The 13,427-nt window shown below is 61.6% G+C and carries 20 protein-coding genes; 13 read left to right on the top strand and 7 right to left on the bottom strand.

Annotated features, from left to right (window positions below; translation table 11 throughout):
* The first annotated feature begins 24 nt into the window (after window positions 1-24).
* The 6 genes from RA26_RS18510 (at window position 25) to RA26_RS18535 (ending at window position 4,497) form a co-directional block, all read left to right on the top strand.
* A complete protein-coding gene (locus RA26_RS18510) occupies window positions 25-468 on the top strand; it encodes a nucleoside deaminase (RefSeq protein ID WP_039186417.1) in 444 nt (147 codons plus the stop codon).
* Between the two features lie 308 nt (window positions 469-776).
* Window positions 777-1,025, top strand: a complete 249-nt coding sequence (locus RA26_RS18515) for a calcium-binding protein (RefSeq protein ID WP_039186259.1) — start codon at window positions 777-779, stop codon at window positions 1,023-1,025.
* 272 nt (window positions 1,026-1,297) lie between these two features.
* Window positions 1,298-2,281, top strand: a complete 984-nt coding sequence (locus RA26_RS18520) for an NAD(P)H-binding protein (RefSeq protein WP_039186261.1) — start codon at window positions 1,298-1,300, stop codon at window positions 2,279-2,281.
* A 269-nt stretch (window positions 2,282-2,550) separates the two neighbouring features.
* Window positions 2,551-2,958: a hypothetical protein gene (locus RA26_RS18525; RefSeq protein WP_152612661.1), complete on the top strand. Its 408-nt coding sequence runs from the start codon at window positions 2,551-2,553 to the stop codon at window positions 2,956-2,958.
* Window positions 2,958-3,548 carry a hypothetical protein gene (locus RA26_RS18530; RefSeq protein WP_152612662.1) on the top strand — a complete coding sequence of 197 codons (591 nt, stop codon included), beginning with the start codon at window positions 2,958-2,960 and terminating at the stop codon, window positions 3,546-3,548. Before RA26_RS18525 ends, RA26_RS18530 begins: the two co-directional genes overlap by 1 nt.
* Before the next feature lie 67 nt (window positions 3,549-3,615).
* Complete coding sequence (locus RA26_RS18535) at window positions 3,616-4,497, top strand: hypothetical protein (protein ID WP_193747639.1); 882 nt, start codon at window positions 3,616-3,618, stop codon at window positions 4,495-4,497.
* A gap of 17 nt (window positions 4,498-4,514) precedes the next feature.
* Here the strand turns inward: RA26_RS18535 and RA26_RS18540 are convergent, their stop codons facing one another.
* Both RA26_RS18540 and RA26_RS18545 read right to left on the bottom strand, forming a co-directional pair.
* Window positions 4,515-4,928, bottom strand: coding sequence for a hypothetical protein (locus RA26_RS18540; RefSeq protein ID WP_039186267.1), 414 nt, complete (start codon window positions 4,926-4,928; stop codon window positions 4,515-4,517).
* 14 nt (window positions 4,929-4,942) lie between these two features.
* The gene (locus RA26_RS18545; protein WP_039186269.1) at window positions 4,943-6,145 is read right to left on the bottom strand and encodes a pyridoxal phosphate-dependent aminotransferase; all 1,203 of its coding nucleotides are present in this window, start codon (window positions 6,143-6,145) and stop codon (window positions 4,943-4,945) included.
* Between the two features lie 97 nt (window positions 6,146-6,242).
* Here RA26_RS18545 and RA26_RS18550 point away from each other — a divergent pair, with 97 nt between their 5' ends.
* From RA26_RS18550 to RA26_RS18560, 3 genes are all read left to right on the top strand, one after another.
* Window positions 6,243-6,659 carry a helix-turn-helix domain-containing protein gene (locus RA26_RS18550; RefSeq protein WP_039186271.1) on the top strand — a complete coding sequence of 139 codons (417 nt, stop codon included), beginning with the start codon at window positions 6,243-6,245 and terminating at the stop codon, window positions 6,657-6,659.
* Window positions 6,660-6,668: 9 nt separating this feature from the next.
* Complete coding sequence (locus RA26_RS18555; protein WP_039186273.1) at window positions 6,669-6,926, top strand: FAD assembly factor SdhE; 258 nt, start codon at window positions 6,669-6,671, stop codon at window positions 6,924-6,926.
* Window positions 6,927-7,002: 76 nt separating this feature from the next.
* Window positions 7,003-7,500, top strand: a complete 498-nt coding sequence (locus tag RA26_RS18560; RefSeq protein WP_039186275.1) for a MarR family winged helix-turn-helix transcriptional regulator — start codon at window positions 7,003-7,005, stop codon at window positions 7,498-7,500.
* Window positions 7,501-7,948: 448 nt separating this feature from the next.
* On the opposite strand, the gene RA26_RS18565 is transcribed toward RA26_RS18560, so the two are convergent.
* Window positions 7,949-8,377, bottom strand: a complete 429-nt coding sequence (locus RA26_RS18565; RefSeq protein WP_039186422.1) for a VOC family protein — start codon at window positions 8,375-8,377, stop codon at window positions 7,949-7,951.
* Window positions 8,378-8,605: 228 nt separating this feature from the next.
* On the opposite strand from RA26_RS18565, the gene RA26_RS18570 reads away from it, so the two are divergent.
* Window positions 8,606-9,439 carry a thymidylate synthase gene (locus tag RA26_RS18570; protein ID WP_039186277.1) on the top strand — a complete coding sequence of 278 codons (834 nt, stop codon included), beginning with the start codon at window positions 8,606-8,608 and terminating at the stop codon, window positions 9,437-9,439.
* A gap of 18 nt (window positions 9,440-9,457) precedes the next feature.
* Window positions 9,458-9,937 (top strand): dihydrofolate reductase, encoded by a 480-nt coding sequence (locus tag RA26_RS18575; protein ID WP_039186279.1) that lies wholly within the window; start codon window positions 9,458-9,460, stop codon window positions 9,935-9,937.
* A gap of 58 nt (window positions 9,938-9,995) precedes the next feature.
* On the opposite strand, the gene RA26_RS18580 is transcribed toward RA26_RS18575, so the two are convergent.
* Window positions 9,996-10,202 carry a cold-shock protein gene (locus RA26_RS18580; RefSeq protein WP_039186282.1) on the bottom strand — a complete coding sequence of 69 codons (207 nt, stop codon included), beginning with the start codon at window positions 10,200-10,202 and terminating at the stop codon, window positions 9,996-9,998.
* A gap of 189 nt (window positions 10,203-10,391) precedes the next feature.
* On the opposite strand from RA26_RS18580, the gene RA26_RS18585 reads away from it, so the two are divergent.
* Together RA26_RS18585 and RA26_RS18590 are read left to right on the top strand one after the other, a co-directional pair.
* Entirely contained in the window at window positions 10,392-10,709 is a 318-nt protein-coding gene (locus RA26_RS18585) for an ArsC/Spx/MgsR family protein (RefSeq protein WP_039186283.1), read from the top strand.
* 42 nt (window positions 10,710-10,751) lie between these two features.
* Entirely contained in the window at window positions 10,752-11,120 is a 369-nt protein-coding gene (locus RA26_RS18590; RefSeq protein WP_039186285.1) for a hypothetical protein, read from the top strand.
* Window positions 11,121-11,193: 73 nt separating this feature from the next.
* Here RA26_RS18590 and RA26_RS18595 read toward each other — a convergent pair whose 3' ends face one another.
* The 3 genes from RA26_RS18595 to bufB are packed head-to-tail and all read right to left on the bottom strand — an operon-like array spanning window position 11,194 to window position 13,368.
* Window positions 11,194-11,757 (bottom strand): DoxX family protein, encoded by a 564-nt coding sequence (locus RA26_RS18595; protein ID WP_019295614.1) that lies wholly within the window; start codon window positions 11,755-11,757, stop codon window positions 11,194-11,196.
* A 4-nt stretch (window positions 11,758-11,761) separates the two neighbouring features.
* On the bottom strand, window positions 11,762-12,517 hold the full coding sequence (locus RA26_RS18600; RefSeq protein WP_039186286.1) for an HvfC/BufC N-terminal domain-containing protein: 756 nt from the start codon (window positions 12,515-12,517) through the stop codon (window positions 11,762-11,764).
* Window positions 12,514-13,368 carry an MNIO family bufferin maturase gene (gene bufB, locus RA26_RS18605; protein ID WP_039186287.1) on the bottom strand — a complete coding sequence of 285 codons (855 nt, stop codon included), beginning with the start codon at window positions 13,366-13,368 and terminating at the stop codon, window positions 12,514-12,516. Before bufB ends, RA26_RS18600 begins: the two co-directional genes overlap by 4 nt.
* Between the last annotated feature and the right edge of the window lie 59 nt (window positions 13,369-13,427).

Here is a 13,427-nt window from a genome sequence, read left to right on the forward strand (position 1 = left end):
TACACAAAGAGGCCGTTTCCCATGATGACAGACGACGACAAGCGCCTGCTGCGCATTGCCTATGAGGAAGCCAAGGCCGGGTTTGACGAGGGCGGCTGCCCGATCGGTTCAGTACTGGCCCGCGGCGGCCAGGTGGTGGCGCAGGGACGCAATCAGCGGGTGCAGAAGGGGGATCCGATTGCCCATGGCGAAATGGACGCGCTGCGCAAGGCCGGACGGCAGAAAACATACCGGGACACGGTTCTCTATACCTCTCTGTCGCCCTGCATGATGTGCAGCGGCACCATCGTCCAGTTCGGCATCCCGCGGGTGGTGATCGGCGACACGCAGAATTTCGGCGGCAACGAGGACTTCCTGCGCGCCAAGGGCGTCGAGGTTGTGATTGCCGATGATCCGGACTGCATGGCACTGATGGACCGCTTCATCCGAGAGAAGCCAGAGCTGTGGGCGGAGGACATCGCGGAATAGGATTCGGGGTGCCGGGGCTGGAGGGCGAAAACGGAATGGCGGATCGGTTCCCGCCACCGGTGCATTTTTCATAGGCCGGGCGGAAAGTTGCAGGAAGGGGCCGCGGGCCTGCGCGGACAAAGGCCGGTCTGGCTGGAAGGGCGGTAACCTGCTTATTTGAAACAGGAAAAACGGCGCCGTTGCGCCGGGTTTCGAGCCGGATGCGGTTGGGGGATGGTACCGCATCAGGGCGCGTCATAGCTGTTTGCCACGGCTCGCGGGACACACCGCGGGCTGCAACAAACCAAATGATGACTGGAGTGTCTCACATGAAAAAGTTTGCCCTGACCGCCGCCGCTGTTGCTGCTCTGACCGCTTCGCCGCTGGCTGCAAAGGACCTGGCTGCAGAGCTGGATGCCGATGGCAACGGTACTTTCTCGCTGGAAGAGCTTCAGCTGGCGTTCCCTGAGCTGACCGCGGAAACCTTTGCCACCATTGACGCCAATGCGGATGGCGAAGCCGATGCGGCAGAAGTGAGCGCAGCGATCGAGGCGGGCGTTCTGACCCAGGCAGGCTGATCCCGGCCAAAGCCGCTGGTGCGCCGTCTTGCTGCACCCCTCTTGCCTTTCGGGGGGAGGCGCATCGTCCCTTCCAGCCGCGCAGGTGACGGCACAGCGCAGAAAAGGCCCCGCGGATTGCGGGGCCTTTTTTACATGTCCGGCGGGGTGGCGGATGCGGTGCATTTCCCGTCGGGTTTCGGGGGCTGCACCAGGCGGCTTGCCTGTAGGGTCAGCGCAGATTTGAAACCTCGTGCGCCGGGCAGCGGCCCACGCCGTCAGGAGGCTCTGCCATGTCCAAACCGATTGTTCTTATCACCTCGGCCACCGGCCGCATCGGCCGTGAACTGGTGGCGCGGCTGGCGCAAGGGCAGCAGTTCACCGTGCGCGCGTGCTACTTCAGCGAGGCTAAGGCGGAACAGCTGAAGGCTCTGGGAGCAGACGAGGCAGTGAAATTCGACCTGTCGGACCCGGGCACCTGGGCGGCTGCGCTGGAAGGCGTATCGGCGGTCTATTCCGCTTCGCTGGATCCGATGCTGGAGGGGCATCTGAACTTCTGCAAGGCGCTCGGAGAGCGCAAGGATCAGATCAAGCATGTGGTGCGTGTCAGCTGCATGGGAGCGGACACTAACACTGCCGATTATGATGCCGGTACCCATGCGTCGCGCGCCGGTGCGGGTATTCCGCTGATGCTGCAGCACTACTGGTGGGGGGAGAAGGCGCTGATTGATGCAGGGCTGAATGTCACCGCGCTGCGCAACAACTTCTTCATGAACCACCTGTTGAAGACAGACTGCGAAACTATTGAAAACGAAGGCTGGTTCTCCAATCCGCTGGGGGGTATGCGCAACTCCTTTGTCGCCACCCGCGATATTGCCGAGGCGGCGGCAGTGGTCCTGGCGGAGGGGCCGGAGCGGCACGGCAACAAGTTCTATGACATCACCGGCCCGGCGCCGCAGTCGATGGCGGAAATCGCTGCCGATCTGGGCCGCGCCATGGGGAAGGAGATCGAATACCGTGCTCAGTCGATGGAGCAGTTCGAGGCGGATTTCGGTGCCACCCGGGCGGAATTCTTCGAATATCTGACCAACGGCTTCTACACCCGCTGCAGCCCGGATTTCTACAACATCACCGGCCACAAGCCGACGTCCTATTATGACTACCTGACCACCAAGGGCGCCAGCGGTGAGACCGGGCTGGAAGAACTGTGGCAGGGCAACCTGTGGAAGAAGGGCGTGGACGCGATGAAGGACGCGGCAGGCGCCAAGGCGTCCTGAGGTGCCGGGCGGATTTTCAGATGCTTCCGGCGGATATGACCGGAAGAACCCTTGTTTCTGAATGTCAGGTGAACGGAGCCTTGCTGCTATACTTTAACGGTACAGCGGCGGCTTCTGTTTCCCAGGGGGCGGCCTAGACGGCTGACTTTGGTTCCTGCTGGCGAAAATCAAGTTTTGGTTGTATCGTATTGGAAGTGTAGCACGGGCGGGTGCCTTCGTTTTCGGTGCCCTTTTAACGAGTATGGACTTTCTTGGCGGAGTGTCTGGTTGTGTTCGATGACCCTATCCGTATCGCGCAGGCAGGTGTAGGGGTTACCCTGGTGGCTGCAATTGTAGCCATCTGCCAGTTATCAGCTGCAAATAAAGCTTTGAATCTTGGCAATGCATTTGAGGTGCGCCGGGAACTGGCAAGCAATGCCAACGATCTGCTGTCAGTTATGGCCTCCACCAGCGACGGCGACCGCCAGACAGAGGCATATAATCTATGGAATTTGCGGTTCGACTATATTGAAAAGCTGGTTTCCGAGGGCGGGATGACGGCGGAATCCTGGGATGCGATCCTGCAAGAGCAATGCAGATTGTACGAGCCAACTAAGTTTGGCGCGTATCTCCCGGAGAGCGGTCAACTGGAATTCCGGCAGGCGCGGCTGCGCACGTTGTGCAAAGGAGGCGAGTAATGCGAAGAACCCCGGTAAACTTGGTTTCCCTGGCTGTTCTCGGGCTTTGCCTTGCTTGGCTGGTTGCACAGGCGCAGGACGTCTATGAGGAATACGGCAAGAGAATTCTTGAAGCGCAAACGCGCAACAACCCTGACCAAGGCGTTGTCATAGCCGTTGTTGAAGCGCTGGATCTGGAAGAGACGCTTGATGCCGCCTACCGCAGCTACCTGAATGTTACGGCCGAGGAGATGGTCGAGACACTGTCCGAGATCTCTGGCCGGGCGTCTGAACTGGCCGAGAATTTTCGTGCCTTTGGGGCTTCGGAGCTGATGCAAAATACTGAACTGGGTGTTTTGGCCAAGCTTCGTATTCTGGAGGATTACGATGCGGACCCGGAAAAGCCCGAACAGCAGTACGCGGATTCGCTGGCAGATCTGCTGAATGCGATTGCGCAGCAATCGGAAGCGTTGGGTGAACTCTCAGAAGCTCTGGCAAAGCTGGAGCTGGAACCGGAGGAGCTAGGTGTGGCGTTGGAAATCATGAGCGGGATAAAGCAGGCCTGCGGAGCCATCGTGGGATTGAAAACCGTCGAGCAGTCAGACGCTTAGCGACGAGGTGAGAGCGAAAGCAGGGGCTCGCTCGTTTCCGGTGGGTTTGTTTGCAAGGCGGTAGGGCATGGCTCTATCCGGGGCGCATGGTTTCAAAATGTCAAATGCCGAAATGAACTCTGTCTCGATCAATTGCAAAAAATGGCTGGGGAGCGGACCGGCTAAGTCTGCACCCGCGGGCAGCAACGGGGCGTTCCACGCGGCTGCAGCGTGCCTGCTCTGCGGGCTGCTGGCGCTTTTCTGGAGCGTTGCGGCAGTGGCCGCCGGGGACGGTGAACCGGAACGCCCGCCAGCGGGGCTGATGTGGAACCGCAGCGGCCTGCCCGCTGTCTTTCCCCTGCAGGTCAGGACACCTGAAGGTGACGACTATTTCCTGGTGCTGTCCGGCAGCAAAGGTGATGCGCTGGCGGCCTATATCCGGGGTGGGGAGTACTTTAAGGTTCTGGTGCCGCCAGGTCGCTTTGCGCTGCGTTTCGCCGGCGGTGCCGACTGGCTGGGCGAGGCGCGGTTGTTCGGGCCGGACACCGGGATTTTTGAATTGCCTGAGCCGCTGGAGTTTGCGGTCCGCGGCGCAGGGATCAAGGCGGGTCATCTGGTTACGCTGACCGGGGAGCCGCTGCACGGCGGTCTGCGGGCAGAGGTTGAGGGCCAGTTCGTCTGCCAGATTGCCGGCCTGGAGGGGATAAAACCGCAGCAGGCAGAGCCGGAGCGGTTTCGCGGTTTCGGCTTGGGCGGTGATGCGCAGGCAAGGGCCGTAACGCACTTGAGATGGCGGCTGGGGCTGACAGGGGTGGAGCCGGGCACGCCGGACGCCCTGTGGCAGCGCGGCCAGTTTGTTCTGGGAAATCCGAACCTGCCCAGGCACCCGCCGCATAGGGCTTGGCCGGGCCTGCCGCAGGTGCAAAGCGGGTTCCGGTCTTATTCTGTCAGGTCGCTGTATTGCGGATGAGCCGGTGGCCTGTGCCTCTATTCCCCGCCGCGGTCCTTCATCAGCCGGTCGGCCTTCTTGCGCACCAGAACGTTGCGCAGGTCGTGCATGGCCATCAGAAGCGCATCGGTGACTTCCTCCAGCTGTGCATCCGTGGCTCGGCTATTGACCCAATGGGCGGTGAGGTTCAAATGGTCGATGGCGCGGTGGATGTCGTCGACATCGCGGGCTGCCAGGGTGGCGGCGCGGGCTTCCATCCAGGATTTGATCTCAGCAAGGTCCTGTTCGCTCAGCTGGCGCTGGCCGTGCGGTTTGATCTCGCCGTTGCGGATGTTCACCACGGCGATCTGGTCCATCTCGATCCGCCGGTTGCGGTTCGCGGTATCGACCCGGAAGACAAAAGCGCCGTTCTCACGGACGCGGAAGTAATACTCCGGCAGATCGGCGCTCATGCTCTTGTCTCCTGTCAGGTCAGCGCGGCGCAGAAGGACTGGATGCGGCGGCAGGCCTCCTCCAGCGCTTCGTCGGAGGTCGCGTAGCTGACGCGGAAGTTGGGCGACAGGCCGAAGGCGGCACCGAACACCACGGCGACGTCGGCTTCCTCCAGCAGGGCAGTGGCGAAATCCTCATCCGTTTCAATCACCTTGCCCGCGGGTGTGGTCTTGCCGATCAGCCCTGCGATGGAGGGGTAGACGTAAAACGCGCCCTCCGGCACCGGGCAGGTGATGCCGTCGATTTCAGATAGCATGGAGACCACCAGGTCGCGGCGGCGCACGAATTTTTCGTTGTTGGGCGCCAGGAAGTCCTGGGTGCCGTTCAAGGCCTCCACCGCGGCCCATTGGCTGACGGAGCAGGGATTGGAGGTGGACTGCGACTGCACCTTGCGCATGGCGGCAATCAGCTTCTCGGGGCCTGCCGCATAGCCGATGCGCCAGCCGGTCATTGCGTAGGCCTTGGAGACACCGTTGCAGGTGAGAGTGCGTTCATACAGGCCGGGCTCCACTTGCGCTGGGGTGCAGAATTCAAACCCGTCATAGGCGAGGTGTTCGTACATGTCGTCGGTCATCACCCAGACATGGGGGTGGCGCATCAGCACGTCGGTCAGCTCTTTCAGCTCTGCCTTGCTGTAACCCGCACCGGTCGGGTTGGAGGGCGAGTTGAAGATGAACCATTTGGTCTTTGGTGTGATCGCGGCCTCGAGCTGATCGGCGGTCAGCTTGAAATTGGTCTGCAGTGAGGTTTCAGCGATCACCGGGGAGCCGCCGGCCAGCAGCACCATGTCCGGGTAGCTGACCCAGTAGGGGGCGGGAATCACCACCTCATCACCGGGGTTCAGGGTGGCCATCAGCGCGTTGTAAAGCGTTTGCTTGCCACCGGTGCCGACCGAGACCTGCGCAGGCGTGTAGTCGAGGCCATGATCGCGCTTCATCTTGGCACAGACCGCCTGCTTCAGTTCGGGGATGCCATCGGGGGCGGTGTATTTGGTCTTGCCCGCGGCGATGGCCGCGACAGCTGCGTCCTTGATGTTCTGCGGCGTGTCGAAATCCGGCTCACCGGCTGACAGGCCGATTACGTCGCGTCCTGCCGCCTTCAGCTCAGCCGCTTTTGCGGTCATTGCGATGGTCGGCGACGGTTTGACGCGGGATAAGGTCTCGGACAGGAAAGACATTGGCGGTGCCCCGGTTTGTATGTTCTGCGGAACTGTCATAGGTTGCCGCCAAACAGCGATCAAGCTGCATTGGCACTTTGAGTTAGGAGAACTGACAATGACTGAGCAGAACACAGACTGGTACGGCCCGGATGCAGCAACTTTCGGCGACCGCGTTGCCGCGGCGCGCGAAGCAGCCGGGATGACCCAGGGCCAGCTGGCGCGGCGCCTGGGTGTCAAGAAGTCGACCCTGAGTGCCTGGGAGCGGGACCTGTCGGAGCCGCGTGCAAACAAGCTGACAATGCTGGCAGGCCTGTTGAACGTGTCGATGTCCTGGCTGCTGACCGGCGAAGGCGAAGGCATGTCGGAACCGGCGCCGCTGGAGCTTGAAGCCGGTGATTTTGCCAGCGTGCTGAATGAGTTGCGTTCGCTGCGCAGCGAGATGCGCCAGAACGCCGAGCGTGCTGCGCGGCTGGAAAAGAAACTGCGCACCCTGCTGCAGGTCAATGACGCACCGGCAGCCGAAACTGTCTGAGGCCAAGTGATGCAGGAAGACCGTGCCACCCGACTGAAGCGGCTGCAGATGCGCTCGATGCGCCGGGGTATCAAGGAAATGGATATCCTGCTGTCGGCCTATGCAGCTGCCAGCCTGGAGCAGATGGACGCGGCGCAGCTGGATCTTTATGACCAGCTGCTGCTCGAGAACGACCAGGATCTGTACCAGTGGGTGACCGGCCAGGCGGAACCGCAGGAGCGGTTCCGCACCCTGGTTGCAGAAATCGCACAAACCCACCAAAAATAATAAAATTCCGGCTTAACCGATTTTTCGGGAATTGTTGGCATCTTGTCTCAGAAGCAAATTCGAGTCGGAGATGCGAATGAGTATGGAATTGCCAATTGGCCAGGTGGACCGCAAGGGTTTCATGACTGGCTATCTGGAGGCGCTGGGTCTGCTTGAGCGCCTTCATCGTCTGCTGCTGGATGTCATCAAGGACGAGTTTGAACGCGTTGGTGTATTGGAAATCAATGCCGTTCAAGCGCTGCTGCTGTTTAACATCGGCGACAACGAGGTGACCGCCGGGGAATTGAAAACCCGCGGCTACTATCAGGGCAGCAATGTCAGTTACAACCTGAAGAAACTGGTCGAAATGGGCTATATGCACCATCAGCGCTGCGAGATTGACCGCCGCTCTGTGCGGGTGCGCCTGACCCAGCGCGGCCGCGAGATCCGCGATATCGTTTCGGCGCTGTTCTCCCGCCATGCCGAAGGGCTGGAAGGCAAGAACGTGATTTCCTCCGAAGGGATCGAGGACATTACCGCCTCGCTGAAGCGTATGGAACGCTACTGGTCCGACCAGATCCGTTACATTTACTAAGAGTCTGCCGGGAAAACTTTCCAGCAGGCATCAGGCCGCGCAGCCGGGGAACACCGGCAGGCCGCTGACAGGGCATGAGGGGAAACCGTGCTCTGACCGGATTGATGGGTAAGGCGCCGGGTCTCGCGCAGGCCACGGCTGAGGCTGCAGAAGCAGCCGCCCTTTCCGTCTGGTATGAACGGGCACAGAACAGGCGTTTTTGCACGGACAGCCCAGGCAGGGCTGAGCCGGCATTTTTGCGTGGGTGCCTGTTGCGTTCCGGGCTATTGTTCGCGGTGGCTGCACTCGCTTCGGCATCCGCTTGTGCCGGCCTTGGCTTACGCCCTGCACCACGAAAGCGATACAGGGCTGGCAGTCAGAGGCCAGCTCACTCTGCGGCCGGCTCTGTCAACATCCAGGCCTGACAGTGACGCGGCCCGCCAGTGACCAGACCAATCAGTGACCGGGCCTACCAGTGACCGGTGTTTTCCATGCTGGCCCAGGGCTCTGCCGCGGGCAGGGAGGGGCCGTTCTGCAGCAGTTCGACCGAGATATTGTCGGGCGAACGCACAAAGGCCATATGCCCGTCGCGCGGCGGGCGGTTGATGGTGACGCCGTTGTCCATCAGGTGCTGGCAGGTGGCATAGATGTCATCCACGCCATAGGCGAGATGTCCGAAATGGCGGCTGTCGCTGGGCAGCCCATCGTCGCCGTCCCAGTTGTATGTCAGCTCGACCGGGGCGTCCTCCTGGCCGGGAGGCGCCATGAAGACCAGGGTAAAGCGGCCCTGTTCATTGTCCCAGCGGCGGGTTTCCTTGAGGCCGAGGAGTTCGAAGAAGGCCATGGATTTCTCCAGATCCTTCACCCGGACCATGGTGTGCAGATAGGTAAGCGGCATGATGGTTTTCCCCTGATTGGTTTTGCCGGCAGTATTGACCGGGCTGGGCAGAAGGAAAAGCGGCAAAGAGGGGGCTTCCGTCACGATCCTGTGCTCATTTTGCGGCTTTTGATTCCGGGCGGGCCAGATGTAGTATGTCCCTAGGGGCAGGGCGCAAGGGATTCCCGCTTGGCCCCGCCCGGTCCGGAAGGTAAGACCGGGCCAGCGCCAGAGGGCAGGGAGCAGGCCATGCAACAGTATCACGATCAGCTGCAGTTCATTCTGGATCACGGGGTGCCGTCAGACGACCGCACCGGTACCGGCACGCTGTCCTGTTTCGGGATGCAGGCACGCTATTCCCTGGCGGACGGCTTCCCGCTGGTGACCACCAAGAAGCTGCATCTGCGCTCCATCATCCATGAACTGCTGTGGTTCCTGTCCGGCGACACCAACATCCGCTACCTGAAGGAAAACGGGGTGTCGATCTGGGACGAGTGGGCTGATGAGAATGGCAACCTGGGTCCTGTATACGGCCACCAATGGCGCCGGTTCCCCAAGCTGGAGCTGGCAGAGGGCACGTTGGGGGATGAGCCGCTGTACCGTGCGGGCAGCGTCGATCAGATCGCGGATCTGGTGGAGATGATCCGCAAAAGCCCGGACAGCCGCCGCCTGATCGTGTCGGCCTGGAATCCTGCAGATGTCCCGGACATGGCGCTGCCGCCCTGCCATACGCTGTGGCAGGTGCGGGTTGCGGGCGGCAAGATGCACATGCAGCTGTATCAGCGCTCTGCCGATATGTTCCTGGGGGTGCCGTTCAACATCGCGTCTTATTCTCTGCTGCTGGCCATGGTGGCGCATGTGACCGGTTACGAGGCCGGGGATTTTGTGCACACCATGGGTGACGCGCATATCTATTCGAACCATGTGGAGCAGGTGCAGCTGCAGCTGTCGCGCAGCCCCAAGCCGCTGCCGCAGTTGCGGATCCAGCGTCAGGTGAACTCGATTTTCGACTTCACTTTCGAGGATTTTGAGATCCTGAACTATGACCCCGACCCGGTGATCAAGGCGCCGGTGGCGGTTTAAGACACAAGGACAACAGGCATGATTACCCTGATCGCTGCGCGAGCGCGCAACGGCGCCATCGGCAAGGACAATGATATCCCGTGGTTTGCGCCCGAGGATCTGAAGGCGTTCCAGCGCGAGACTTTGGGCGGTGCCATCATCATGGGCCGCAATACCTGGGACAGCCTGCCGGTGAAGCCGTTGAAGAACCGGCTCAATCTGGTGGTGTCTTCCAACCCGCAGGCGGCAGAGATCGTGCTGCCCTCGATCGAGGCTGCGGTGCAGGAAGCCTATGCCCAAGGCTACCGGCGCGTCTATGGCATCGGCGGCGAGGGGATCTATCGCGGAATGCTGGAGATGGCAGACAGGCTGCTGGTTACCGAGGTGGATCTGACCATCGAGGATGCAGATGCCTATTTCCCGGAGTTTCAGGCTGACGACTGGGCAAAGGCCGGGGAAACGGTGCTGCGCGGAAGCGATCCGGCTTGTGTGATGGTGGAATACTTGCGGAAGGGCTGAGACAGCACGTCAGTGCCTGCGCCCGGTCAATGTCCGGGCGCAGCGCAGGCATGAGACCTTACATCGCCTTGATGTCGGCCGCCATTTGCCGGCCGTCCCGGCCCTCGGTCAGCTGATAGCCGACTTTCATGTTGTCGGCGAGACCGGTCATGCCCGACCGCTCCACCGCTGAAATGTGCACAAACACATCCTTGCCGCCTTCATCGGGTTCAATAAACCCGTACCCTTTGGTGGTGTTGAACCACTTCACGGTGCCGCTTGGCATTTCCCGTGTCTCCTTCTACTTTGCACGTCGCCCCGGGATGCCCAGGGGTATCCGGCCCGTTCCCTGATTGCGGGGAACATGGTTAAACCGAACAACCTAGAGTTTTGCACGGGCTGAATGAAAATCAAGAGAAACCGGTGAATTCTACCATAAATTGTGTGAATTCCGGATGGGGAGCATGAAGGCATCATGAAAATCTATGGGCTCAAGAACTGCGACACCTGCCGCAAGGCGTTGAAAGCGCTTCCTGATTCGGTTCTGTCGGATATCCGCGCGGATGGCATGCCGGAGGGTTTGCTGGAGGCTGCGCATACGCAGTTCGGCGACAAGCTGATCAACACGCGGTCGACCACTTGGAGAGGCCTGAGCGAGGAAGAGCGCGCCAGCGAGCCGCTCGACCTGCTGCGGGCGCACCCGGCATTGATGAAGCGGCCGCTGATCGAGCGTGACGGGGAATTATTCCTGGGCTGGGATCAGAACACCAAGGCGGCTCTTGGCGCGGCCTGAGGCGGCGCATATGTCATTCCCGCAGTTTCTGGGAGAGAATTGATGCGTAATGCAGCCCTTGTTCTGGGGATCATCGCCGGGATTTTCGGCATGGTGGTGGGGTTGTTCGGCTATGGCTACACCGCTGCGGTGGAGCATTTCGGCGAGGTTGAGGGGCTGGCCGAGCAGGTCGAGAACGTCGAGAAGCTGCGGCTGCTGGCGGTGCTGTCGCCTATGCTGGCGATTGCCGGCGGGGCGATGGCACGGGCGCGGGCCTTGTGGGGCGGTATTCTGCTGCTGGGGTCGGCGGCGGGGATGTATGCGGGCTTTGGCCTCAACGTCTTTACCATTTTCCCGCTCAGCTTTGCCGCGGTGGGCGGCTTGATGGCGCTTGCGGCGGGCAAGCCGGACGAACCCAAGGCGCATTTCTGATCCATAGCGAAACCGCATGAAAAAGGCGCCGCTGCCGGGGCAGGGCGCCTTTTGCGTTTGACAACTGGTGGTGTCAGGCGATGGCCGGTTCCATCCGGTTGCGCAGCAGGGCGTCCACGGATAGCGCGCCTGCGCCTTTGACCACCAGAACCGCCAGAAGGAAAACCCAGAACAGCCGCTGGTCCAGGATCACCGCGTCGGGGAAGCGGTCGAACAGTGCGCCAAGGGTTTTGTCGTCGGTCGCACCGTGGCCGTAGATGTCGGTCAGCGATTGCACGATGACAAAGCCGATCATGCCGAGCGAAGCGAGGCGGGTCAGAAGGCCGATGACGATCAGCAGAGGCAGGATGAACTCGGCGTAGGTGCCGGCCAGCACCACCAGTTTCTGGAACAGCCCGAACTGGGAGACGTCATAGCCGACAGCCTCCAGCTGTTTCGGGAAGATCTGGCTGTAGGCGCCGATCGAGGGGCTGAACAGGCCGAGGATGCCGTCGCCCAGCTTGGTCAGGCCGGAGTTCCAGAAGTAGAGCAGCAGGGTGGAGGCGAAGACAAAGCGCGCTGCCAGCGGCAGCAGCCAGTTGCCGCCCCTTTCCACCTGGCGGAAGACGGCGTCGTGAATGGAGACAAGTGCATGCATGGATTTACCCTTTGCTGTCCAATCCGGTGATCGCGCCGCCCTGCAACAGCAGGGCCAGCGTGGCACCCAGGTCGAAAGTTTCGTCTGCGGCGGCGGCCTGTTCCAGCGCTTCGCCGATGGTGGCGCCCTTCATAAGGGCGCGGATCCAGGTGGCCCCGCCGGGCGGCAGAACCTGGGGAATGGGGTCGAATTCAGGACGGGTGACCAGCACGTCCTGGGCCTGCGGCTCAGGCTTGGGCGCGCCGTTTTCGGTGTTGTAGCGCCAGATGGCGTGGATTGGCCAAGGAGAACAGACAACCTGCACCGCGGGTGCAAGAGAGAGGCGGGTATCCATCAGCTGACCCGGCGTTAGCGCGCCAAGCGCGTCAGGCGCAATTGGCGCGGCATCGGCGGCATGGTAGGCGCGGCGCAGAGCCAGCTCCAGCCGGGCCACATCGCCGAGGTAACCCAGATGCTGGAGCTGCTCCATGCCTTCCAGAAAGGCGGGGAAGTGTTCGCCGTAGAACATCATCAGCGGCGAGGACGGCGGATGCTGGCGCAGATAGATGCCTGCCAGCCCGTCCATGTTCTGCTTGCCCAGAAGCTTGGCAATCACCGGAAAGGCGCTGTGCATGGCCTCTGTCAGCGAGACGGCGACATTGTTTCGGTAGACACTGAAACGGCGCCCGGCGGGCTGGTCCTGATGGTCGATCAGACCGTCCGGCACCGGCTGGCCCGCATCCATCATGGCGCGGGTGAACTCTGTCTGGCTGACGCTCATGCCGGGACGCGCTCCAGCGCGGTTGCGGCGCGGGCGGCCTCTGCCTCCAGCACCGGCCAGTCCGGCACGTCGTTGTCCCATTCGATCAGCACCGGTTTGGGGCCGGATTTTGCCAGCGTGTAATCCAAGAGCGCCCAGACCGGGTCCACCACCTCGCGCCCGTGGCTGTCGATCAGCAAGGGACGGCCGTGGCCGTCCTCATCCTCGTCGTGGCCGCCAAGGTGAATCTCGCCGACCTTGTCCAGCGGGAAGGCGTCGATGTAGCCCTGCGGCGAGAAGTCGAGGTTGGTGGCGGAGACAAAGACGTTGTTCACGTCCAGAAGCAGCCCGCAGCCGGTGCGGCGGGAGATTTCGGCCAGGAACTCAGGCTCGGACCAGGTGCTCTCGGCGAAGGCGAGGTAGCTGGAGGGGTTTTCCAGCAGCATCCGGCGGCCGATGGTGTCCTGCAGTTCGTTGATGTGATCGCAGATCCGCTGCAGGCTGGTGTCCGTGTAAGGCAGCGGCAGCAGGTCGTTGTAGAAATGACTGTCGTGGGTGGACCAGGCCAGATGTTCAGAGAAGCTGGCAGGGTTCAGCCAGCCCACCAGATGCTTGAGCCGGGCAAGGTGGTCGGTATCCAGGGGCCCTTCGCCGCCGATCGACAGGCCGACGCCATGCACCGACATGGCGAAGTTTTCAGACAAATGGCGCAGCTGCGCAATTGGACGTCCGCCGTCACCCATGTAGTTTTCGGCGTGGATTTCCAGCCACTTGACGCTGCCCGGATCGGCGGTGATCTGGGCGAAATGCTGCGGCTTGTAACCGACGCCGGGAGCGGCGGGCAGCCTGTCATGTGCAGCGGTGTCAAGCATGGAGGGTCCTGTGGTCCGGGTGCAAAAGGGGCGGGAATTGACACTCCCGCCCCGGAAAT

The sequence above is a fragment of the Leisingera sp. ANG-M7 genome, assembly GCF_000813965.1.
GTDB lineage: Bacteria > Pseudomonadota > Alphaproteobacteria > Rhodobacterales > Rhodobacteraceae > Leisingera.